Source organism: Coriobacteriia bacterium (assembly GCA_031292615.1).
Lineage (GTDB): Bacteria > Actinomycetota > Coriobacteriia > Anaerosomatales > JAAXUF01 > JARLGT01.
The window spans coordinates 1-22,678 of the sequence record JARLGT010000046.1 but is presented as its reverse complement, the minus strand read 5'-3'; the positions used below and the strand labels follow the sequence as shown (position 1 = coordinate 22,678).

At 65.8% G+C, this 22,678-nt stretch carries 22 protein-coding genes; 12 read left to right on the top strand and 10 right to left on the bottom strand.

Annotated elements, in window-relative coordinates; translation table 11 throughout:
• The 3 genes from P4L93_04430 to P4L93_04420 all read left to right on the top strand — a co-directional run.
• A partial coding sequence (locus P4L93_04430) for a hypothetical protein (protein ID MDR3686187.1) occupies window positions 1–348 on the top strand: 348 nt, incomplete at its 5' end.
• A gap of 108 nt (window positions 349–456) precedes the next feature.
• Window positions 457–1,089, top strand: coding sequence for a LysE/ArgO family amino acid transporter (locus tag P4L93_04425; GenBank protein MDR3686186.1), 633 nt, complete (start codon window positions 457–459; stop codon window positions 1,087–1,089).
• 74 nt (window positions 1,090–1,163) lie between these two features.
• Complete coding sequence (locus P4L93_04420) at window positions 1,164–1,400, top strand: hypothetical protein (GenBank protein ID MDR3686185.1); 237 nt, start codon at window positions 1,164–1,166, stop codon at window positions 1,398–1,400.
• Window positions 1,401–1,503: 103 nt separating this feature from the next.
• Here the strand turns inward: P4L93_04420 and P4L93_04415 are convergent, their stop codons facing one another.
• Window positions 1,504–3,111, bottom strand: coding sequence for a cytochrome b N-terminal domain-containing protein (locus P4L93_04415; protein ID MDR3686184.1), 1,608 nt, complete (start codon window positions 3,109–3,111; stop codon window positions 1,504–1,506).
• A 14-nt stretch (window positions 3,112–3,125) separates the two neighbouring features.
• On the bottom strand, window positions 3,126–3,653 hold the full coding sequence (locus P4L93_04410) for a ubiquinol-cytochrome c reductase iron-sulfur subunit (protein MDR3686183.1): 528 nt from the start codon (window positions 3,651–3,653) through the stop codon (window positions 3,126–3,128).
• A 218-nt stretch (window positions 3,654–3,871) separates the two neighbouring features.
• Here P4L93_04410 and P4L93_04405 point away from each other — a divergent pair, with 218 nt between their 5' ends.
• Window positions 3,872–5,017: an aldo/keto reductase gene (locus P4L93_04405; protein ID MDR3686182.1), complete on the top strand. Its 1,146-nt coding sequence runs from the start codon at window positions 3,872–3,874 to the stop codon at window positions 5,015–5,017.
• Between the two features lie 16 nt (window positions 5,018–5,033).
• Here P4L93_04405 and P4L93_04400 read toward each other — a convergent pair whose 3' ends face one another.
• Genes P4L93_04400 through P4L93_04390 form a run of 3 tightly spaced genes read right to left on the bottom strand, consistent with a single transcriptional unit; the run spans window position 5,034 to window position 9,638 of the window.
• Window positions 5,034–6,026 (bottom strand): polysaccharide deacetylase family protein, encoded by a 993-nt coding sequence (locus P4L93_04400; protein ID MDR3686181.1) that lies wholly within the window; start codon window positions 6,024–6,026, stop codon window positions 5,034–5,036.
• Window positions 6,027–6,055: 29 nt separating this feature from the next.
• The gene (locus tag P4L93_04395) at window positions 6,056–8,224 is read right to left on the bottom strand and encodes an alpha/beta fold hydrolase (GenBank protein MDR3686180.1); all 2,169 of its coding nucleotides are present in this window, start codon (window positions 8,222–8,224) and stop codon (window positions 6,056–6,058) included.
• A 10-nt stretch (window positions 8,225–8,234) separates the two neighbouring features.
• Window positions 8,235–9,638, bottom strand: a complete 1,404-nt coding sequence (locus P4L93_04390) for a PASTA domain-containing protein (GenBank protein MDR3686179.1) — start codon at window positions 9,636–9,638, stop codon at window positions 8,235–8,237.
• Between the two features lie 254 nt (window positions 9,639–9,892).
• On the opposite strand from P4L93_04390, the gene P4L93_04385 reads away from it, so the two are divergent.
• The 4 genes from P4L93_04385 (at window position 9,893) to P4L93_04370 (ending at window position 13,953) form a co-directional block, all read left to right on the top strand.
• The gene (locus tag P4L93_04385; protein ID MDR3686178.1) at window positions 9,893–11,149 is read left to right on the top strand and encodes a hypothetical protein; all 1,257 of its coding nucleotides are present in this window, start codon (window positions 9,893–9,895) and stop codon (window positions 11,147–11,149) included.
• A gap of 266 nt (window positions 11,150–11,415) precedes the next feature.
• Window positions 11,416–11,994, top strand: a complete 579-nt coding sequence (locus P4L93_04380; protein ID MDR3686177.1) for a cupin domain-containing protein — start codon at window positions 11,416–11,418, stop codon at window positions 11,992–11,994.
• Between the two features lie 13 nt (window positions 11,995–12,007).
• Window positions 12,008–13,705, top strand: a complete 1,698-nt coding sequence (locus P4L93_04375) for an AMP-binding protein (GenBank protein ID MDR3686176.1) — start codon at window positions 12,008–12,010, stop codon at window positions 13,703–13,705.
• Between the two features lie 17 nt (window positions 13,706–13,722).
• A complete protein-coding gene (locus P4L93_04370) occupies window positions 13,723–13,953 on the top strand; it encodes a CDGSH iron-sulfur domain-containing protein (GenBank protein ID MDR3686175.1) in 231 nt (76 codons plus the stop codon).
• A gap of 124 nt (window positions 13,954–14,077) precedes the next feature.
• Here P4L93_04370 and P4L93_04365 read toward each other — a convergent pair whose 3' ends face one another.
• Window positions 14,078–15,766 (bottom strand): SulP family inorganic anion transporter, encoded by a 1,689-nt coding sequence (locus P4L93_04365; GenBank protein ID MDR3686174.1) that lies wholly within the window; start codon window positions 15,764–15,766, stop codon window positions 14,078–14,080.
• A 132-nt stretch (window positions 15,767–15,898) separates the two neighbouring features.
• Here P4L93_04365 and P4L93_04360 point away from each other — a divergent pair, with 132 nt between their 5' ends.
• The 3 genes from P4L93_04360 to P4L93_04350 are packed head-to-tail and all read left to right on the top strand — an operon-like array spanning window position 15,899 to window position 17,531.
• Window positions 15,899–16,480, top strand: a complete 582-nt coding sequence (locus tag P4L93_04360) for a 2-oxoacid:acceptor oxidoreductase family protein (protein ID MDR3686173.1) — start codon at window positions 15,899–15,901, stop codon at window positions 16,478–16,480.
• A gap of 14 nt (window positions 16,481–16,494) precedes the next feature.
• A complete protein-coding gene (locus P4L93_04355; protein MDR3686172.1) occupies window positions 16,495–17,220 on the top strand; it encodes a hypothetical protein in 726 nt (241 codons plus the stop codon).
• 5 nt (window positions 17,221–17,225) lie between these two features.
• Entirely contained in the window at window positions 17,226–17,531 is a 306-nt protein-coding gene (locus P4L93_04350; GenBank protein ID MDR3686171.1) for a 4Fe-4S binding protein, read from the top strand.
• Window positions 17,532–17,659: 128 nt separating this feature from the next.
• Here P4L93_04350 and P4L93_04345 read toward each other — a convergent pair whose 3' ends face one another.
• The 4 genes from P4L93_04345 to glpK all read right to left on the bottom strand — a co-directional run bounded on the left by P4L93_04345 (window position 17,660) and on the right by glpK (window position 21,666).
• On the bottom strand, window positions 17,660–18,040 hold the full coding sequence (locus P4L93_04345) for a hypothetical protein (GenBank protein ID MDR3686170.1): 381 nt from the start codon (window positions 18,038–18,040) through the stop codon (window positions 17,660–17,662).
• Between the two features lie 63 nt (window positions 18,041–18,103).
• Entirely contained in the window at window positions 18,104–18,688 is a 585-nt protein-coding gene (locus P4L93_04340) for a PadR family transcriptional regulator (GenBank protein ID MDR3686169.1), read from the bottom strand.
• A gap of 146 nt (window positions 18,689–18,834) precedes the next feature.
• The gene (locus tag P4L93_04335) at window positions 18,835–20,136 is read right to left on the bottom strand and encodes a chloride channel protein (GenBank protein ID MDR3686168.1); all 1,302 of its coding nucleotides are present in this window, start codon (window positions 20,134–20,136) and stop codon (window positions 18,835–18,837) included.
• A 39-nt stretch (window positions 20,137–20,175) separates the two neighbouring features.
• Window positions 20,176–21,666 carry a glycerol kinase GlpK gene (glpK, locus tag P4L93_04330; protein ID MDR3686167.1) on the bottom strand — a complete coding sequence of 497 codons (1,491 nt, stop codon included), beginning with the start codon at window positions 21,664–21,666 and terminating at the stop codon, window positions 20,176–20,178.
• Window positions 21,667–21,768: 102 nt separating this feature from the next.
• On the opposite strand from glpK, the gene P4L93_04325 reads away from it, so the two are divergent.
• The coding region (locus P4L93_04325; protein MDR3686166.1) for a cation:proton antiporter at window positions 21,769–22,678 on the top strand (910 nt) is incomplete at its 3' end.

Genomic DNA, 22,678 nt, shown 5'->3' with positions numbered 1-22,678 from the left:
GCCGCCGCACTTGTCGCTGTCGGCGCATTGTCCCTTGGCGCGACCGGCTGCACCCTCGCGAGCAGCCCGAGCGCGGCCGCTGTGTCGCAGGCGACACCTGCGGCGCCGGCGCCCGCGCCTGCCGCTGCTCCTGCGGCGAGCGCCACCGCCGCAGCACCCGCCGGCCCGACGGCCGCGGACGGCCGGAAGGTCGTCCAGACCAGCTGCATCGGCCGCTGTCACCAGGCTGGTCTTCTCGGCAAGCGCTATTCGGCCTCAAGTGCACAGGGCATTGCTGCCGATATGGGTGTTAAGGCTGGTTTGAACTCCAGCCAGAAGGCCGCCGTTGTCGCATACTTCGCGCAGTAGGCACGCTAACTGCGCACCTCCTTCGAAGAGCCGCCCCTGCCGGGGGGCGGCTCTTCTGCTTTCTGCGACAATGTAGTCCCGTCCGCGCCCGACCCGAGGAGTCTGCGGGTGCATACCGCCGCCATAGCGACTGTCATCTCGGGCTTTGCGCTCGGGGCGGGGCTTATCGTCGCCATCGGTGCCCAAAACGCGTTCGTTCTGCGCCAAGGAATCCGCCGCGAGCAGGTGTTTGCGGTCGTTGCAGTGTGCGTCGCGTGCGACTGGACGCTGATCTCGGCGGGTGCACTGGGCTTTGGCTCGGTCATCGCTCGCTTCCCGCTCGTGACCGCGATCGCTGCGTGGGGTGGTGCGGCGTTTCTCGGCGTGCACGGCGTGCTGGCGCTGCGCTCGGCGCTGCGGCCTGAGTCGCTTGAGGCGGCCGACGCTCCCGAGCGAGCGGCACTCACGACACGCGCGGCGATTGGCGCCACTCTGGGCATCAGCCTTCTCAACCCGCACGTCTACCTCGACACCGTCGTGCTGATCGGCAGCATCGCGGCCCAGTACGACTTCGCGCTTCGCGGCTGGTTTGCGCTCGGTGCGGGGCTGGCGTCGCTCGTGTGGTTCTCGGCGCTGGGCTTTGGAGCGAGGCTCCTGGCGCCGCTGTTCCGCCGGCCGGTGGCGTGGCGAGTGCTCGACGTGATCGTGGCATGCGTCATGTGGTGGATCGCGGCGGCGCTCGTCGTCGGCCAACTTCGGTGAAGGCGGCTGCGCGAGCGGCTACAATAGGAGCACGCGATATTCGCACCCCGACCAATGACCTGCGGAGGACCACCGTGGCAGACGACACCACAGAACAGCCCACCGAGAGCCCAGCCGAGGCGCCGGCCGACAAGCCCGGCGATCATCGCTTGAAGGAAGACGTGCGAGGCGCGGTCGCCAAGGTTGTCGGTATCGCCGTTGAAGCAGGCTCGATGCTAGCGGGACACAGCGGCGAGATGGTCTCGGCAGAGGGCAAGGTCGCCGAGTCCGACGCGGAGCAGTTCATCGATCGCATCGACGGCGAGGGCTAGCGCCAACGGCTCGACCAGCGCGCGAACACGCAGTGCCGAAGGCCGCCCCGAGATGGGACGGCCTTCGTTCTTCTCTGAAACGTTTGGGCGGCGCTCGCGCAGGCTATCGCCTCTTCTTGCGCCCACCCACGAGCGCCACGCCGCCAACGACCGCGACCACGAAGAACCCGCCGAGCGTCCACAGCGCGTACGTCTTGGGGGCGTCGGGATTCGGGAGCGCCACCCTCTCAACGCCATTGAGCTCGAGCACGTAGGCCTCCACGTCGGCGATCTGTGGCTGCGAGAGCGCGTATGTGTTGCCGAACGACGGCATCTTATACATCGGGTCCGCGCCATCGGGCGATGCGTCGGGTGACGAGCCGTTTTGCAGGTAGTTGTCCAAGCCGTCGACGAACTTCTGGACGTCGGCGATCTTGCCTTGCTTGTCGGCGCCGCTGATCTCCGGATCGATCGGGTTGATCGCCGGGATCTCGCCGTCTGCGGAGTTGGGGTTGGTGATGCCCTTCTTGCCCTCAACGCCATGGCACTGCTGGCAGTATGCGACGAAGAGCACCTGACCGTGCTCCGTCGAGCCGATCGTGTGCGAAGCGACGCTCAGCCCCGTGTTGGGCGTTGTCTCAAGCGCCGTGGCCGGGGTCGGCGGGGGAGTGCCGGTAGGCGCTGTGACCGCCGGCGGCTGCGCCGTGGCCCCCAGATACGTCAGTGCCGAGATGCCGACGACGATGATGGCGAAGACGATCATCGGGATGGGCCGCTTTGCGGGGCTGCGAGCCTCTTTGCGCTCGAGCCACGGCACGGCGAAGAGCAGCAGGATGCCCACGAGCGGCACAAGAACGAAGCCCAGCCACTCCAGCGACCCGGAGAGGTACTTGAGCATCTGGAAGAGCCAGAGGAACGGCCAGTCCGGTCGTGCGACGTAGGTGGGATCGACCGGGTCGCCTGGCCCGCTGACGGCAGGCATCGCTGTGGCGCTCAGCCATACCAGCACCGTCAGGATGCCCGAGAATACGAGCAGATCCATGAGTACTTGATCGGGCCAGAACTCGCCCTTCTTGGTGCTCTCCTTGATCGAGCCCGCTGCGCCTCCCTTGCGAAACGCGATCATGTGCAGCGCGAACAAGCCCAGAATGAGAATCGGGAACAGGGCGATGTGGAACGCGAACAGCCGAGAGAGCGTGGACTGTCCGATGGGTTGTCCGCCAAAGACGAGCCCCTGCAGGAAGGTGCCGATGCCGGGGATGCTGCCTGCGAGCCCTGCCCCCACGTTCGCGGCCCAGAAACCCTTCTCATCCCAGCCGAGTGGCCCGCCACTGAACACCGAGCCCAGCGTGAGTATCAACAGCGCCGCGCCCAGAACCCAGGTCAGCTCGCGCGGCTTCTTGAATGCGCCCCACAAGAACGCTTGAACCAGATGGAGAAGGACGAGAACGACCATCGCACTGGCGGCCCAGAAGTGGAGGCCGTGAATCAGCCATCCAAATGGCACCGTGTAGCGGATGTAGTTGACGCTGTTGTACGCACCCGAGGTGCTCGGCACGTAGTAGAAGAGCTCCCATATGCCGGTGACCGCGAGGGTGATGAAGGTCAGGATCGTCGCGCTGCCAAGGGCGTATGTGAACTTGGCTCCGCCGGGGATCTCCTCGTCGAGCGTCGCGCGAAGCGCACTCTTCAGTCCCAGCCTGCTTTCCCACCAACCGTTTGCTTTTGCCACGATTCACACCTCCCTTAGACCGGAGTCTTCTCGGCGATACCGGGCTTGTACTGGACCCACTGAACGAACAGGGCACCCTTCTCGATCTTGGATGGGAGCGTGTCCAATCCACGTGGCGTCGGTCCTGAGATGCGTGCGCCGTCGACGGCGAACTTGCTCGCGTGGCACGGGCACACGTACTCGTTTGCGGCTCGGTCGAAGTAAACCTGGCAGCCCAGGTGCGGGCACACCGGTGAGTAGACGACGATCTCGGTGTCGGACTTCTTCAGTGCGTACACCGAGTGCGGCAGCATCGTGACGTTGAAGGCGTCTTGGGTCTCCTGGGCGAAGGAGATCCCGAACGGCTCGCCCACGGGTATCCCCGAGACGTCGGCGACCTGCACGTAGTCGCCAGGTGTCGCGGCGGCGCTAGACTCTGCGAGCGACCCGACGAGCGGGATTCCGGCGACGAGCGCCACGAATCCGGCTCCGAGTCCCACCGCCCAGCCTACGAACCCGCGGCGGGAGACCTCGCCGCTCTCGTTTCGCGCATCTTGGGCCATTGCGCAAACCTCCTCGATCATGCCGGGAATCGGTGGAACAGGGCTTGCGGGTGCACCGTTTGCTGGAGACAGGCCTAGCGCTGGTATACCCGAGCGCAATCTGGCTACTCACCCGGCCCGATCAGCGCGGCTCTGGCGCGCGCGGGCATGAGTGGCGCAAACTAGTGCGATGCGCTCACGAGTGACGAGCGGTAATCCGGCGAAAGAAGGCGCGCGGCGTGCTCTATCGCAAGCTCGGCCCCAACGGGCCTGATGTCTCGGTTCTTGGATTCGGCGCCATGCGCCTCCCGGTAGTCGGCGGGCAGTCCGATGCGATCGACGAGCCCTTGGCCACGCAGATGATGCGCACGGCCATCGACGCAGGCGTCAACTACGTCGACACCGCCTACCCGTACCACGGTAACTCGATGACCGAGCACGGGCACAGCGAGGAGGTTGTCGGCCACGCGCTTGCCGACGGATACCGCGATCGCGTGCACGTGGCGACGAAACTCCCGAGCTGGCTCGTCAAGACGCGCGGCGACATGGACCGGTATCTCGAAGGCCAGCTCGAGCGTCTCGGCACCGACCACATCGACTGCTACCTGCTCCACGCCCTCAACGACGTGTACTGGGAGAACCTCGAAGCACTCGGCGTCACGGAGTTCCTCGACGCGGCGCTGGCTGACGGGCGCATCCGCTACGCCGGCTTCTCGTACCACCACGACCTCCCCACGTTCAAGCGGATCGTGGACGCCTACGACTGGACGTTCACCCAGATCCAGTACAACCTGCTCGACGTCGACTACCAGGCTGGCGAGCGGGGCTTGCGCTACGCATGCGCGCGCGGCTTGGGTGTCATCGTGATGGAGCCGCTGAAGGGCGGTCGCCTCGCTGGGCATGTGCCCGACGACATCGCCGCCGCGTGGGCGAGCGCCGAGGCCGACCGCACGCCCGCCGAGTGGGCGCTTCGCTGGGTGTGGAACGACGCCGACGTGAGCATGCTGCTCTCCGGCATGAGCACGCCCGAGCAGCTCGCCGAGAATCTTCGCATCGCCGATGAGGGCGTCGCCGACTCGCTCACCGCCGAGGAGCTCGATCTCGTCGAGCACGTGCGCGACATCTACCGCTCGCGCATCGTCGCCGACTGCACCGCGTGCCGCTACTGCCTGCCGTGCCCAGCCGGCGTCGACATACCCGGCTGCATCCGGCAACTCAACAACGCGTCGCTCTACGACGATGTCGAGTCTGCGCGACGCGGCTACAGCCACATCGCGGTGAAGGCCTCGGCTTGTACACAGTGCGGAAGTTGCGAGGAGCGCTGCCCGCAGGGAATCCCGATTCCCGACGTGCTGCAAGAGGCCGTCGACCTGTTCGGCGAGTAGCCGCAGGACCGTCCCTCTAGCGCACCTTGTAGCCGAGCGCCGCCATCTCGTCGAGCGTGACTAAGTCGTAGCCGCGCGCGCGCAGCCTCCTGATGACGATCGGTACCGCCGCCGCCGTTGCGCCGCGCGGCCCACCACCGTCGTGCATGAGCACGATCGCACCATTGCGCGCGCCGGAAAGCGCACGCGAGACCACCGACGACGTGACGCGGTACTTCCAGTCCAGCGTGTCGACGGTCCAGATGACCTGCCGCAATCCTTGTGACGCCGCGACCTTCTTCAGCGCCGAGTTGGTCGAGCCGTATGGGGGTCGGAACCAGTGCGCAGTCACGCCAGTCGCCGCACGCAGCGCCTTGACGCACCGCGCAAGATCGCGCTGATTGACCGCCGAGGATCTGCGCACCATCAGCGCGTGATTCCAGCTATGAACGCCCACGAGGTTGCCGTTGTCCACGACCGACTGGGCGATCTTCTTCCGAGACCCGATCTGCGAGCCGAGCATGAAGAACGTCGCTTGCGCATCGCCGCGTCGCAGCGCTGTCACGATCTTGGCGGTCGACGTCGGCCACGGCCCATCGTCAAACGTCAGCGCGATGACGTTGGCGCCAACCGCCTTGAGCTGCGCGGTGGCGGTTGAGGTCGCGTACGTGCTGCTCGCAGGCAGGCTCGCCGAGACCTGCCAGTGCCCGCGCTTCGCCGGTTTCAGCGAGCACGAGAACGTGCGCTTCGGGCCGATCACCGCGGCCGATGTGGCTGCGACCGACCATGCCGCCCCACTCTTGAGAGCCAGCGTGACGGTCACTGTTTCGCCCGGCGATGCAGGTGCTGCGACCGTGCCACGCAACGTGAAGGCGTGCGAGGCGCGCACTGCGATCGGCGCGGACATGGTGAGCTTGACTGCCCCGGGAGCGATCTCGGCCAGGGCGGGCGAAGCGAACATCGTGGCCACCAACGTACACGCGAGGGCGAGCGCAATGAGTTGATGCCGAACGCTGAGCTTTGCGGGCATAGCGAGCTCCTCGGTTGTGCGGGTGGATGCTAGACCTGACGACTGCGGGCCAAGCCAGCACGAACGCGTCGCCTGACTGCGCGGCGGTTGGCAAGAGCGTAGCCCATCGACGAGACGCCGGAGACAGTGAAGTACACCGCCAGGAGGTACTGCAAGGTGAAGTACGCGTGGTGCGTGCTGAAGACGATCAGTAACGCGATGACTATGCCGAGCACTCCCTCGGCGACGAGCAGCCATCGTGCGGTCGGCGTACTGGAGACCTTTCTGGCGACGTAGAGATCGGCAATCGCCGTGTAAAGAGCGCGTCCCAGCACGACCATACCGAGCACGAACAGGTTGAGCTCGGTGCGAGAGAGCAGCAACCACGCCACAGTGAAGGACAGCGCACCCATCAGCAACCACGGAATCCAGCCTGACTTGCCGCTACGGCGCAAGCCGACCGCGCCGGCGATTGTCGAGACACCCTCGACCAGCACCCAGACTGCGAATCCAAACGCGAGCACCCGGGGATGGGGCTGCTTGAGCAGCGTGAACACAATGCCCAAGACGAGCTGGCCCAGTCCGCGCCACAGCACGCCGTTCGAGGCGCTGCCGAAGACCATGCGCAGTTGGCGGAGTCCGTCATGAGCTGCGGGCCGCGGGAGGTTGGCAGCCACGCTCGCCTGCTGCGTGGCGCCTGGCTCGATCAGCAGCACGGTGGCCGCAGGGTCGTCGAGCGGCATCGAGTTGTCGCCGGGCGGCGTCGCGACTCGCACGTCGTCGCGGTCGTCGGCCAGCGAGCGGAAGTAGGCTACGTCGGCGATCCCATCGCCGACGGGTGCGACCAGCGTGATCGGCCTTTTGGCCGCCGAGACCAGCTTGTGGTTGTTCTCGGCGAGGACCGTGTTCTCGAGGGTGCGGATCATCGGGACGAAGACGGCCTCGGAGTTCTCGGCGGCGGCACGAGTGCGCGGGTCGTTCATCATGTCGCGGAGACGATCCCGTAGTGCGAGCAGCTCCGCTGCGGCAGGCGAGGACGGGTTGTCGATCGCCTCGGCGTCGAGCAGCAGGGGCGAGAAGGCCACCGTATCGACGACGCGTTGCGGCTCGGCGGAAGCCACACCAAGGGCGATGTTCCCGCCGAGGCCGTGGCCGACGATTCGCACGGGCTGCCCCTCTGGCAGTTCGCGTTCCAACGTGTGGAGCAGCGCGTCGACGTGGTCGGAGAGCTGGTAGCGGTAGGAGAGCGGCCGAGGCGACGCCCCGAAACCGAGGAGGTCGATCATCAGCACCTCGTGCGTGGCCGAGAGCGCTTGCGCGACGGCGTGCCAGAAATCCGGACCTTGGAGCAGCCCGTGAAGGAACACGATGGGCTCGCCTTTTCCTGCTCGGTAACGCACCGAAAGGCCGGTGACCTCATCACGCATGATCTCCTCGGCGACGGTGTCGGGCAGGTTGACCAGCAGAAAGTGGTCTGCCGAGAGCCCAACGATGCGGCGGATGTCGATCTCCGGCTTGAGTCGCTTGAGGGCGGGGGTCTGGTCGGGATGGACGATGGGGTCGCGGATGCCCAGGGCGAACGTGACCGGCATGTCGAGCTTGGGTAGGTCGTCGACGAACGTCGCCTTGCCGATGCAGTTGCGCAGGTTCTTGCTCATGATGTCCCAATGCGTGGACACGTCATCGGTGCGCAGGAACCCCTTCGCGAACTCCTCGGCCTTGCCGTCGACGATCTGATACAGCAGGTTGTCGCGCTTCTTAGAGTTCGAGACGAACTTCCAGAGCCGCTGGAAGACGATCACCTGCAGGTACTGTCTGCCGAACGCCTCCCGGGAGAAGGCTTTGGGCGGCAGGTAGAAGGGCGCTGAGAGCAGGAAGAGCCGGCGCACGCGACGGGGGTACTTCGCGGCGTAGCGAATCGCGATGTCCCCGCCCAGCGAGTAGCCCACGAGTAGAAACGGCCGGTCCACCCCGATCGCGTTCAGCGTCTGATCGAGCACCTGCGCATGCTGGTCCGCGGTGTACTCGATGTCCTCCGGCTTGGGCGAGTCGCCAAAGCCGAGCAGGTCGACTGCGATGAAACGGTAGCCACTGCCGATCGTGTCGATCACGCGGCGCCAGTCGGCGCCGTCGGAGTTGATGCCGTGAAGCAGCACCATCACCGGGCCGTCGCCTTCGTCGTAGCGAACGCTCAGCGTCAGCTGGGAGAGATCGGTCATGCGGTTGTGGCTACTTTCCCGAGGAGACAAAGACCACGACAGAACTTGCTGGGGCCACCTGCTCTCCCGCCTTCGGAGACTGACCCACCACCGTGTCGGCGGGCTTGCCGGTGCCGTCCCAGCTTACCGTAGCCGGGACGAGTCCGAGAGCGGTAAGGGCCGCCTGTGCGCTGGTCGAGGTCTGGCCACTCAGGTCCGGGACCGTTACCGAAGTCGCCGGTGCGGTGCCGAGCGAGATGCTCAGCCCGACGGTCGTGCCCGGCGCCACCGACTGGCCGGCATCCGGGATCTGGGCTACGACTTGGCCGGTGGGTACGGTGGGGCTGTACTCGTTGGAGACGCGCGTCTTCAGCCCGAGCGACGTCGCCTTGTCCGTTGCGGCGGACTGCGTCATCCCCGTGAAGTCGGGCAGTGTGACGTTGGTGATTCGGGAGCCCAGCGAGACATCGATCGTGACGTTCGTGCCCTTTGGCGCGCTCGTCCCCGCCGCCGGGTTCTGCGAGATCACGTTGCCGGTTGGGACCGAGTCACTGTAGTCGTTGGAGCTGACCACCACGAAGCCCGCCGCTTGGAGCGCGGACTTCGCGTCCGGTGAGTTGAGTCCGACGACGCTTGGCACCCGAGCCTCCGGGATGGCGCCGGCGACCACCAGGCTCACCGCAGCGTCCCGGTCGATCTCGACGCCAGGCTGCGGATTCTGCTCCAGCACCGTACCCGCGGCCATCGTGGAGTCCGTCCGAGCCGTGACCGTGCCCACCGTGAGGTGGGCGCCTGCCAGCGTCTGCCCGGCCTGAGCCTGAGTCTGCCCAACGACGTTGGGTACAGAGACCTGCTTGCCCGAGAAGAGGAAGTAGCCGGCCGCCGCGGCGCCCGCAAGAATCAAGACGCCCAAGACGGCGAGCGTGATCCACAGCCACGCGAGCGAGCGGCGCGGCTTACCCGCCGCTGCCGCTTGGCTCGGCAGCTGCGCAAGCACGACGCCTTGGGCGACGTTGGGATGGTAGTCGCGAGCAATCTCCGGCTCGAGCCCCGCCGAGCGAAGGCGAGCGGTCGCGTCGGCCTCGTCCAAGCCGACGATGTCGGGCAGGGGAGTGGGACCGGTCTTCTCGGCGGGTCCGCTGGAGACGAGCACGACGACCTCGGAGTCGGTCGCGATGCTCGCGCCGGCGACCGGGAACTGGTCGACGATGTGGCCGCGCGGGACAGTGTCGCTGAAGTCGTTGAAGACCTGGGCGTTGAGCCCCGACTGCTGGAGCCGCTCGAGCGCGTCGCCTTGGGGTCGCCCGGCCACCTCGGGGACGACCGCCGCCGCGTGCCGCGGACCAGGGGAGGGCCCGCGAGAGACGACCACGACTACCCGCGATCCTGTAGGGAGCGTCGGGGCGGGCGTGCCAGTCGAGCTGTTGGGGGTCATCGGAAGGTGTCCTCTCCCTGCTCGCGGGCGCCAAACGGCGTCCGGGGATGTCTCTCATGTGGATACCCCGGGCGCAACTTCGCGTCACCCGCGCGAGTGCGGGCGGCCGCAGCGCAGCGTGAGAGGTGACGAAGGTCACAGGCAAACCACACGTGCTTACAAGCTCATCGTTGTGTAGCGCGGCCGCCAGACGATACTCCGAACAGAACGTAGTAGGCGTCAGGGGCGGCGCCGCCACGGAGGGAGCACGGACGATGAGCTTTGAGAGAGGGCGACGAATCTTCGCAGTTCTCATGGCGATGGTGCTGGTCGTCGTAATGATGTCGCTGACGGGCATAGGAACGGCTGGCGCCTGCGAAGACCTGCAGATCAAGTTGCCGGCGGTCGCACGTGGCTATGACGCGGGGGAAGATGGGCGATACCTGGACGGAATCGTGACCAACAACACGACCGCCACCGTGGTTCCGAACTACGTCAAGATCTCGTGGGCCGAGAGCACGAAGCGCCAGGACGAAGAGTGGATATGCAGCGGGCCGATCAAGCCCGGTGAGTACGCAGCGTTCCATCTGGACTGGCCGTGCGGAGTGCCCGCGACGTGGACCCCGGTCGTCACCGGATACGCATCACCAAGCGACGCCGATGACAAGCCGCTCGCGGTGACGGTCGACAGTATTGGGCCAGCCACGGTCGATGGCTCGGGTGTGCGGACCTACTCCGTAACCGTCACCAACAACAACGCTGTCCCGATGTCTGACTTCAACGTCACGGGCATCGAACGCGACGCGAGCAGCACGGCGTTCGTTGACACGCTCGATTCGTGTCCGCCCGACTCGCTGGACCCGGGCGAGAGCTCTACGTTCGACGTCACGGGCAGCTCTCCGTGGGGCACCGCGCTGAAGCCAGACGTGGACGTCTCGGGCCTCGAGCAGTCCAATATCGAGCTGACCGCCGACACCACGACCCCGGACTACGGCTCGCCGGTCACCTTCACGCTCAGTTTGACCCAGGCCGATGGCACGCCTGCTCTGGGCGATCGCACGCTCAAGCTGTTGGTGTCGGCCGACGGAGACAACTGGTGCGACTACAAGTGCGTGGATACCAACACCGGCACCGCGATAACGCTCTCCACGCCGGATCGGCCCACCTACTATAAGGCGGTCTACGAGGGCGGAGACGATCTCGGATACTCCGAGAGCGACCCCATCCAAGTGACGCCGAACGTCTTGAAGACAACGCCCGACCTACCGTCAAGCGTGCGCGCACGCAAGCCGTTCTTCGTACGCGGCCGCATGTGCGCCGGCGCGACGAGCGGCACAAAGCCGGTCGTTCTCATCACCGAGCGCAGGCACGGCTCGAAGTGGGTCAAGACCGCCAGCACGACAGCGAACACCGACAGCGCAGGTCGCTACAGGAAGTCGGTCAAGTTGTCCTCGGCGGGTACGTATCGCATCCGCGCATATCGCGCGGGCGTCGGCTACACAGCCTACAAGTCGCTGAAGGTCAGGAAGTAACTCCGCAGCCAAGCCGATGGCACCATGTTGAGGCCGTCCCATCTGGGGCGGCCTCTTCTGGCGCTTGCGCCGAGGACGCGTCCAGCACGCGCTCCACGGTCGGCGCTTCTCTCCCAATCTCCCGCATCGCCTCGCCACGCCGCCCGCCGCTCTGTCGGCTCGTTCGGCGTTTCGCAAGTACCGCGCTCGCACCCCTACGGTGTACGCTGCCATGTGCGTATTCATACGCATGCATCTGTTCCAGGGGCAGAAGGGGATGGCTTCTCATGACCGAGGAGAACCGCATCGGCAACAAGATCACGACTCTACGCGAGTCGCTGCAGCTCTCACGCGAGGAACTCGCCGAGCGCTGCGACTGTGACGTTACAGTCATCGAAAAGCTCGAGGGTGGGCAGATAGCCCCATCGCTCGCACCACTCATCAAGATCACCCGCGCGCTCGGCGTTCGCTTGGGCACGCTACTCGATGACGACTCGGGTGTGGGCCCCGTCATCACCCGTAAGGACGACGCCGAGGAGGTCGCGCGCCTCAAAAGCCTCGAGACCTCCAGCGACGGCGGCGTGCTGGACTTCTTCAGCCTCGCCGAGGGCAAGGCTGCGCGCCACATGGAGCCGTTCCTCATCGATGTGAGCCCGGCGACCCCCGGTAGCCACGCGCTCTCGAGCCACGAGGGCGAGGAGTTCGTCTACGTGATGAACGGACAGATCGAGATCGAGTACGGCAAGGACCTCCACGTCCTGTCACCGGGCGACAGCATCTACTACGACTCGATCGTCCCGCACCAGCTGCGAGCGCACGGCGATACGGCAGCACGCATCCTGGCCGTCGTGTACGCGCCGGCGTAGGGGGGCGGTACACATGGAGCTGCACACTGAGCTGACGATCGGCGAGTACTTCGAGAACAAGGTCGCCGAGCGAGGCGACGCCGACTTCATCGTCTACCCTGACCGAGATCTGCGCTGGTCGTGGAACGAGTTCGACGAGCGAGTCGATCGCATGGCCAAGGGACTGCTTGCCATCGGCATGGAGCCTGGCGACCACCTTGGCATCTGGGCACGCAACGTGCCCGACTGGCTCACCATCGCCTTTGCGACCGCCAAGATCGGCGTCGTGCTGGTCACGGTCAACCCGGTCTACAAGGCGCACGAGCTGGCCTACGTCATCAAACAGTCGGACATGAAGGCACTTGCCATCATCGACACGTTCCGCGACGTGGACTACGTCCAGATCGTGCGCGAGCTCGTGCCCGAGTCGATGACGCAGCAGCGCGGCCATCTCGACTCCGCCGAGTTCCCTATGCTCAAGGACCTCATCTACATGGGCCCCGAGAAGCATCGCGGCTTCTACAACGTGCCTGAGCTGCTCATTCTCGGCGAGCATGGTGACGACGCCGCGCTGACGCAAGCCAAGGCGGGCTTGAGCAACACCGACACGATCAACATGCAGTACACCTCGGGAACCACCGGCTTTCCCAAGGGCGTCATGCTGACCCACCGCAACATCCTGAACAACGGCTTCTACATCGGTGAGCGCCAGAAGCTCACCACGGCAGACCGCATCTGCCTGCCGCCTCCATACTTCCACTGCTTCGGCATCGTGCTGGGCGTGCTGGCCATTCTGACGCACGGCTCGGCGCTGGTGGGCGTCGAACAGTTCGATCCGCTGCTCGTTCTCGCGGCCGTGCAGAAGGAGCGCGCAACCGCGCTCTACGGCGTCCCCACGATGTTCATCGCCGAGTTGGCGCACCCGATGTTCGACATGTTCGACCTGACGTCGCTGCGAACCGGCATCATGGCCGGCTCGCCGTGCCCGGTCGAGACGATGCGCCAGGTCATCGACAAGATGCACGCCTCCGAGATGACCATCTGCTACGGGCTGACGGAAACGTCGCCCGTGTTCACGCAGACGACGACGGACGACACGCTCGAGCGCAAGTGCGAGACGGTCGGCCGCAAGCACGACGCAGTCGAGGTTCGCGTGATCGACCCTGAGACCGGCCAAGACTGTCCAGTCGACGTGCCCGGCGAGCTGTGCTGCCGGGGCTACAACGTCATGAAGGGCTACTACAAGATGCCCGAGGCCACCGAGGCGGCCATCGACAAAGATGGTTGGCTGCACTCGGGCGACATCGGTACCGTGGACGCGGACGGCTACTACCGCATCACCGGCCGAATCAAGGACATGATCATTCGCGGGGGCGAGAACATCTATCCGCGCGAGATCGAGGAGTTCCTCTACACCATGCCCGGCATCAAGGACGTGCAGGTCGTGGGCGTGCCGGACGCCAAGTATGGCGAAGTTGTTGGCGCCTTTGTGGTTCTGAAGGAAGGCGCGGACCTCTCGGAGGGCGACGTGCAGGAGTTCTGCCGAGCCCGCATGGCCCGATACAAGGCGCCCAAGTACGTCTTCTTCGTCGACAGCTTCCCAATGACCGCGAGCGGCAAGATCCAGAAGTACATCCTGCGCGACCTGGCCAAGGAGTCTCTCGGCATTGGGTGCGGCGTCTTTGCCAGCGAGGGCGAAGAGACCTGCCAAGACGCAGGGGCAGGTGTCTGATTCCCGAGTTCAAGCACGTGAAGAAAGGCGAGTCGTTCCCGCTCGCGACCGAACTCGCCGCCGGCAGGTACAAGTGGTGCGCATGCGGCCACACGCAGCGCGTGCCATGGTGCGATGGCACGTGCAAGGGTGCCAAGCCGGTCAAGTTCAAGCTGAAGAAGGTCGCAACTGTGGAGATTTGCAACTGCGGCCGCACAAAGACGCCGCCGTACTGCGACGGGGCACACAAGAAGGCAAAGGCAAGCTAGCGAAAAGATCGTCTTGAAGTCGCTCTTCATGCTCGGCACAGTTCGGCCGCGACCGACAGCCTGGGCCATCGCTTGGTGCGCACCATCGTCTGTCGTCCTACGGGCTCACGCCCTGCAGGGTCCGCTAGCCGGCGGGCCGGTACTTCTTGATGACGTCATGCAGACCGTCGGCGAAGTTCTCGGCGCCTATCAGGTCGACCAGCCCGGACGCCGCGAGCTCGCGCCGCGGCTCATCCTCCAGGCCGATGACGATGAACGTGACTCCCCGCGCCTTGAGTGTGGGAACCAGTCGGCGGAGCATCTCAGCGGCTGTGTAGTCGATATCGCCGACCGCCGAGGCGTCCAGAGCGAAGTACTTGGCTTCGGGCTTGGCTCGGCCGACCAACCCCATCGCCTCTTCCTCGAACGCAGCCGAGTTGGCGTAGTAGAGGTTGGCACCGAAGCGGTAGACAAGCAGGCCCGGCTCGGCCTGAGCGTCGGAGTCCAGCGCGTGCAGCCGCGCCTGCTCGTCTTCGTAGGTCACGAGACGATCAGCGGGGCGATAGCTATGGCGGATGTGCGCGATCATCGAGACCACGATCGCGAGCAGGATGCCCTGTTCGACGCCGACGCCAACCACGGTCGCCGCCGTAACCGTTGCAATCCAGAACTCTACCGGGCGCGCTGCGAGGATGCCGCGCATTCCGGGGATGTCCACGAGCTCGACGCCGATAAGAAAGACGACCGCGGCAAGCACGGCATTGGGCATGAAGGAGAGCGGCTTCGTCAGGAACAGCAGCACGATGAGCACGAGAGCCGCCGTCGTGAGCTGCGAAACCTGGCTGTGGCCGCCGGCGCTGTCGACCATCTGCGTCTTGGTCGGGCTGCCGTTGACCACGAACGTCCCGGAGAATCCGGCCGCGATGTTGGCAAGCCCGAGGCCGACCAAGTCGACGTTCTCGTCGAATGCGTCGTTGTACTTGGTCGCATACGCCCGAGACGTTGCTGCGCTTTGCGCGAGGATGACCAGGAAGAGCGAGGCTGCGGTCGCGACGAGCGGACCCCACTGGCTTGCAGTTGGAAGAGCCTGCAGACCGATGGCGGGTAGCCCGCTGGGGATGGTGCCAAGCGTGGTGACGCCCTTTGCGGCCAAGTTGAGCATCTCGCTTGCGGCGATCGCCCCAATGACGGCGATCAGCGCTCCAGGAATCTTCTTGTTGATCAGCCGAGCCCCCACGATCACGATCAGCACGCCCGCCGAGACGGCCATGGTCGCTTTGTTCGCTGTGGGGAGCGCGATGATGGCGTTGTACGCCTCGAGAATCGGCCCGTGCCCGGTCTTGGGCACGCCGAGCATCCCGGCGACCTGTCCGCACGCGACTTGAATACCCACGCCCGTGAGAAACCCAATGAGCACGGTTCTCGAGAGGAAATCGGCTAGGAAGCCCAACTTGAGTAGGCGGCCAAGCAGGAGGAACCCCGCGGCCAAGATGGCCATCCAGCCTGCCAGTGCCACCCACTGCGGTGACTCCGGAGCTGCCAGCCCGGTGATTCCGGCGAACATGATCGCCGCCGTGGCTGAGTCGGCGCCAACGACGAGGTGTCGCGACGAGCCGAGCAGCGCGAATACCGCGATTGGGATCAGAATCGTGTAGAGACCGGTGATGACCGGCATGCCCGCGATCTTCGTGTAGCCCATGACCTCGGGTATGGCGAGTGCGGCCAGAGTGATGCCAGCGATGATGTCGATGGGGATGCGCTTCGCGTCGATTGGCAGGATGCCCTGTAGAGCCGGCATGCGCCGCGAGCGTGCGGACTTTGATTCAGCCGACAAGGTTCCCCCTAGGACGCAGCGGCATTTGGATTCAGATACCCAATGTGGCACCGATGTGGTACTCGACAGGTGTCGGCGCCTGCTGCGCCGCGTGTACAATTGCCCCGATGTCCGCTTCGCCGAGGGAGACCCATGGCCGTCGCCGAAAAGACCGCGTACGAGATCCGCTGGCACGGGCGCGGCGGTCAGGGCGCGGTGACCAGCGCGAAGATCCTTGCCGAGGCCGCCTACAACAGCGGATTTGCTGGCGTAACCTCTCAGCCCAGCTTTGGCGCCGAGCGCCGAGGAGCCCCAATCACGGCCTCGACGCGCCTGGCCAACGAGCCGATTCGCGTGCTATCGCAGGTCACGCGGCCAGACATCGTCGTCGTGCTCGACGACTCGCTGCTGGGAGTCGCCAACGCAGCGGCCGGTCTGGAGCCTGGCGGGATGATCATCGTCAACACGAACCGTTCCGCCGCCGAGCTTGGCATCGCGGGCGACGCCCGAGTCGTCACCTCGGACGTGACCGGGGCCGCTATGGCGGCCGACTTGATCGTGGGCGGCCAGCCGATGGTGTCGACGGCGATTCTCGGCGCGATCGCCGCAGCCACGGGGCTTATCACGATGGAGAGCGTCGAGGCTGCTATCGGCCACGCGTTCTCGGGCAAGGCGGCAGCCAAGAACATCGAGGCGGCCAAGATCGCTTTCGAGTGCACCCAAAACGTCGAGTGAGGGGAACCACCGAATTGGCTATCCGCAGAGAGAATGCAGCCGCAAGAACGCTGCGCGTCGTCATCCTTGGACTGCTGATTGCTACCGCGCTTGCTGCAGTTGGGTGCTCGGCGTCGAAGCAGTCAGTCGATCCGATCGTGGATCGCAAGGCCAAGATGGAGACCGCCGCGAAGTTCTACGTCGCGGATGCCGCTCGGAACATCGAGGGACTCAAGGCGCTCGTCTACGACCCGACCAACTACATGGGCCTGGCAACCGCGACACCGCCCGCGGCAGGCACGCCCACTGCCTCCGTCACCTGGTCGTGGCAGGGAGCGGACATCGTGATGCGGGAGAAATCCGACCCTGCCACCTACACGATTTCCAGCACGGAGGCGTCGCCAAGTGTTGTCACCCTCAAAGACGCCAATGGTCAGCTGCTCGACACGCTGTTCGTGAAGAAGATCGACAACGAGTGGCGCATCGACGCCCAGGCGATAGAGAAGGCGGTCGAGGCGCAAGCCAAGACGCCCGAGGGTCAGAAGCAGACATGCTGGAAGAACCAGGAAGATATCGAGAGCGCCATCGCGGCATACGACGCGGATCACAGCAAACTTCCCAAGAAAGTCGCGGATCTCGTGCCGAAGTACCTGCCCGCGGTCCCAACGTGTCCAACCACCGGTAGCGGCTACACTCTCGATGGCACCGGTCTCGTACTTCCGTGCAAGGTACACGGCCACTACCCGGAATCGGAACAGTGATGCGCATGGACCCTGAGAGCCAGATCTCGATGTCGAAGCCGGCGTCCGGCGAGGCCGGAGCGACTGGCGACTGGCGCAGCAAGCATCCGGTCATCGACCCGGCGGTTTGCTCGGCGGCCAAGCAGGGGCGGGAGAGCTGCCAGCTGTGTTGGGTGTACTGCCCCGACGCCTGCATCTCGAGAGGCGCGCCTCCAGTGATCGAACTCGCATACTGCAAGGGCTGCGGCATCTGCGCCGTCGAGTGCCCGATGAACGCCATCGAGATGGTCAACGAAGGCGAGCACGCCACCTGCGAGATCGGTCTCGGCTAGCAGCACGTTCGGGCGATCGGCTGCGGCACGTCCGCCCGACCCCGATCCACTCACGAACCCAGCAGGCCCTGCTCGGCATACTCGCCGAGCAGGGCCTGCGTTGGTGGTGCGTGTAGCCGACAGCCGCGCTAAGCCTGAGGCGTCGGGGCGCTCGGCGGTGCGGTTGGGGGGGCCGGCGCGGTGGCGTCGAGGCCGCTCATGATTCGGTCGAACTCAGTGCGGTCGATCTTGCCTGCGGCGTAGCGCCACGCGGCGACGCGACGCGGATCCATCTCGGGCGCGTCGAAGCCTGCGTGGCCGTGCGGTCCACCGTGGCCATGATCATGACCGTAGCCATAGCCGTGACCGCCATAGCCGTAGCCGTCGTGGGCGTACGCACCGTGGCGACGGCCATGGGTGGCCAGGCGCACGATGAGCACGATCAACAGGATGACGAACATGATCTTCAGGAACCCGAAGAACAGCAGCACTGGCGCGAAGAAGAAAACGCCGGGGAAGAAGCCGTGCATCGTGGTGTCTCCTTTGCGGTCGGCGGCGCTAGTTGCGGGCGTCGCGTGATCTCGCGATGAGGTCTAGTCCTCGGCGAGGATCTTGTAGAGCTCCTTGCGGGCGTCGGACAAGACCGCAGCTGCGCGGGTGCGCTGGTCAGCCGAGCCGTTCTTGCCGATCTGCATGATTGCCGGCATGAGTCTGCCGGCGGCTTCGCGCAGGTCAGTGCTGGTGTCGCCCTCGGCGGCCTCTTCCCAAGGAGCGGGCTGGTCGGCCATCTCGGCGACTGCGGCGGTCCCGGCCTCAGTCAGGCTGAAGACCTTCTTGCCGCCAGACTCCTCGGCGGTGACGAGACCCTCGTCGGCGAGAAGCTGGAGGGTGGGGTAGACCGAGCCAGCGCTCGGGCTCCAGGCGCCACCGCTGCGCGATGAGAGCTCCTGGATGATCTGGTAGCCGTGCATGGGCTGCTCGGCGAGCAGCCGCAGGACAGCGGTGCGCACGTCGCCGCGACGAGCGCGCCCGCCGGGGCCGAAGCCGCCATGTCCGCCGTGTCCGAACGGTCCGCGGAAGCCGCGATGGCCGAAGCCGCCAAACCCTCCGCCGTGCCCGTGGCCGCGCGGGCCCTTACCTTCGCCGCGCTCGCATGAGCTGTCGTCGTGGTGATACATCTCCATGAGGTGTCCTTTCGTCGAAGCGATAACGCGATATATCGCTAACTATCGCAGAAGCGTAGCACAGGGCGTGCCAAGGCCGCCAGCCGAGCACGTCTGGCGCGCACTCCGTTCGGGTGGCGGGGCCACTTCTGAGCGGCGTACTAGCTCTTGCGCGCCGCCCGATGCTCCGCGGCCCGGGTCGCGCGATAGACACCCGGGAGCGTTGGGGCGACCGCTTGGCGAACGATGAACGCGGCGACCGCCGCGATCGCAATGACCGAGATGAGTTCCGGGTTTGTCATCAGCGCCAAGAAGATCGTGATGCTGAGTGGCGCGACGGTAGCCGCGGAGACCATCCCCGCCAACACTGCCATGACGGCCAGTCCCTGCGGAATGCCCGGGATGATCAGGCTGACCGCCAGCCCGAAGCAGACCCCAGAGAAGATCAGCGGGAAGATCGGTCCGCCGAAGTACGCGGTCGACAGGCTTCCGATGCTCAGCACGAGCTTGCCTACTCCGAGTGCGATCAGTACCAGCGCTCCGAGCGCGGTCGCTTGCGAGATCGCCTGGGCCACCTGCCCTTGGCCCGAGAAGAGCAGGAACGGGCTTACCACCGATGCGACGGCGATGAGAGTACCGCCGGCCAGGGCCGCAAGCCACGGTCGCTTCCTGAGCGGCTGCAACGCAAGGCGCGACTTCATGAAGGCGGCTCCATAGGCGAGCCCGAGCACCGCCCCAAGTAGGCCGAGCAGCACCGCGACGCCAAGTTGCCACAGCGACGGGCTCGTCACGTTGGAGAACTGGAGCAGCAGCGGGATCTTCTGCCCGCCGAGCGACTCGTACACGACCCATCCGGTTGCGCCCGAGGCCAATCCAGACACGATCACCGTGCGGTTGAGCGTCTCGGACATGGGGCTGATGAGCTCGGCCGCGAGCAGCGCGCCGATGGGAGCTGCGCCGAAGAAGGCGCTGAACGCTCCGGCCACTCCAGCGTACGTGAGGACCTTGACCTGATCGGGCTTCAGGCCAATCCGCTCGGCGACAAACGTGCCGAGGCCTCCGTTGATGTCGGTGAGAGGTGCTTCGGGTCCGACTGCAGCACCGGAGAAAAGCGAGAGTAGCGAAAAGGCCGCGCCGGCGAGCAACTGCCGGTACTCCATGCGCCCGTCCTTGTTGTACTCGGCGTCGGCACCACCCACGTCGAACGGACGCTTGCCACAGATCGCCACGACTGCGGTGGCCAGGATTGTGAAGACGGCGACCACAGCAAGACCAACGGCCCACGAGGGCACGCCAGGGACCAGGTGAGGCAGCTCGTCCCACAGGAAACTGACGCCAAGGTGGTCTGCGGCCACGAAGAGGAACGTGGCCAAGCCGCAGATCGCGCCGATGAGAATGGCGACGAGGAAGATGGTCGTCGCTTCCTTTGTCGCGGTCTTGCTGTCGATGCCTAGGTCGGTCATGCGGTTGGCTCCCAGCGTCGACTACTCAGCACCCCGTTGTCAGGGACGTTCCCAACGCAGGGACCGAGTCACAGCCTCGGCCCAAAGCGTCCTGAGGCGTGCAAAGCGATTCTCGGCGTCGGGAGCTGGCTCGAAGACGCGGCTTACGCCCGTCAGTGCCGGCAGATCGCCAGGTTCGCTCCACACGCTGACCGCCAGTCCCGCGAGGTACGCCGCGCCAAGCGCCGTGGATTCCGGCACGAGCGCGCGGTTGACCGGCACGCCGAGCAGATCGGCGAGTGTCTGCATGACCAAGACGTTGACGGTGACGCCGCCGTCGACTCGTAGCGCAGGTATCTCGTGTCCCGAGTCGGCCACCATCGCGCCGACAAGGTCGACCACCTGCAGTGGAATCGCCTCCATCCCCGCCCGCGCGATGTGCGCCCGCGTGGCGCCGCGCGTCAGACCGAAAATGGCGCCCCGCGCGTACGGGTCCCACTCCGGCGCGCCGAGCCCGGTCAGCGCGGGCACGAACACGACGCCGCCCGAGTCTGGGACGCTCTCGGCCAGTGCCTGCACCGCCGCGGGCGAGTCGCCGAGTTCGAGACCCTCGACGAGCCACTGCACGACTGCGCCGCCCATGAAGATGGAGCCTTCGAGCGCGTACTCGATGCGGTCGCCGGTTCGGGCAGGAATGGTGGTCGCCAGGCTCTTCGATCGCACGCGCGTCTCGCCCGTGTGCATCAGCGCGAACACACCCGTGCCGAACGTCGCCTTCACGTCGCCTGCCGCGAAGCAGCCGTTGCCGACGAGCGCTGCCTGTTGGTCGCCGCAGATGCCGCCAATCGGTACTGCGGCGCCAAGCACTTCGGCGTCGCTCTCGCCCACGACCTCGGAGGAGCGCACGATTCGCGGTAACAGGCCCGGCACGACGTCGAACAGCGCGCACAGCTCGGCGTCCCACTCGCCGGTCGATATGTCGAGCAGGAGCGTTCTGGAGGCGTTGGTGATGTCCGTGACGTGCGCGCGTCCGCCGGTCAGGTTGTGCACGAGCCAGGTGTCGATCGTGCCGCACGCGAGCTCTCCGCGAAGCGCCGCGTCTCGCGCTCCCGCGACGTGATCCAGAATCCAAGCGATTTTGGTCGCCGAGAAGTACGGGTCGATGCCAAGCCCGGTGAGCTCGCGCACGAACTCGTCGTGCCCGGCGGCGACCAGAGCCTCGCACGAGTCCGAGGTCCGACGGTCCTGCCACACGATCGCGTTGTGGATGGGTACTCCGGTTGCGCGGTTCCACACGACGACGGTCTCTCGCTGGTTTGTGACGCCGATCGCCGAGAGGTCACTCGCGTCGATCCCGGCCTCAGCAATCGCCTCTCGGGCGGTCTGGAGCTGATCGCGCCAGATGGTTGCTGCGTCGTGCTCCACCCATCCGGGCTGCGGGAAGATCTGCTGAAGCGCGATCTGCGACTGCGAAAGCCGTCGACCATCGCCGTCGAACACGATCGAGCGCGTGCTTGTGGTCCCCTGGTCGAGCGCGAGAATGTAGGGCACGTGACCTCCCCGGTCGTGCGCGGCATCCAATTCATAGCCCCGCCGAATGTTACCATCAGGGCAGTTCAGCAGCGGCTGAAGATCTGCGTGGCAAGGAGCTCAGTGGAGGACATCCGCACGCTCGTCGGCGTGCTATTCATCCTGATCTACGCACTTCTTTCCCGGCGATTGGACCGCTGGTGGATCAGCATGCCGATGACGATGATCGTCCTCGGCTTCCTTGTAGGGCCGGGCGGCTTCGGGCTGATCACCCTAGACCTCCGCAGCGAGCTAGTCAGATCGGCCGCCGAGCTCACCCTGGCTCTCATGTTGTTCCACGACGCCGTGCGCATCGACCTAGCGGCGCTTCGAAGCGGCTATCGCATTCCGTTGCGGCTTCTGGGCATCGGCTTGCCTGCCATGATTGTGATCGGAACGGCCGTGGCCTACGGGATGATGCCCAATCTCGGCCTCGTCGGAGCGGCACTTCTGGCGACGATGCTCGCACCGACGGACGCCGCACTTGGCGATGCGGTGGTCTCGGACGAGCGTCTGCCGGTCAGCATCCGCCAGGGGCTCAACGTCGAAAGCGGCCTGAACGATGGGCTATCCGTGCCGATCTTCCTCGTGCTGCTTGCCCTGGCCGCTGACCCGACGGCGGCACACACCGGCGCGCTCGTGACCGAGATGGCGCGCCAGATCGGCTTCGGGATACTGGGCGGCGCGCTGATAGGCGGATTGGGCGGTCTGCTGTTCCGGCTCTCCGGCGCTCGTGCGATGTTGGACTCGTGGCGCCGAATCGCAGTCATGGCCATCGCGCTCGGCTGCTTCGTATGCGCCGCGGTGTTGGGTGGCAGCGGCTTCATCGGCGCGTTTGTGGGCGGCATTCTGTTCGGGCTTGCGTCCAACGCGCGTTCGAACGCCGACAACGCGCTGACCGGTAGCATCGGGACCATCTTCGACGCCGTAAGCTTCTTGCTCGTGGGCATCATGTTGCTGCCGTTCGCGCTGCAGCATCTCGGAGCGCTCGAGG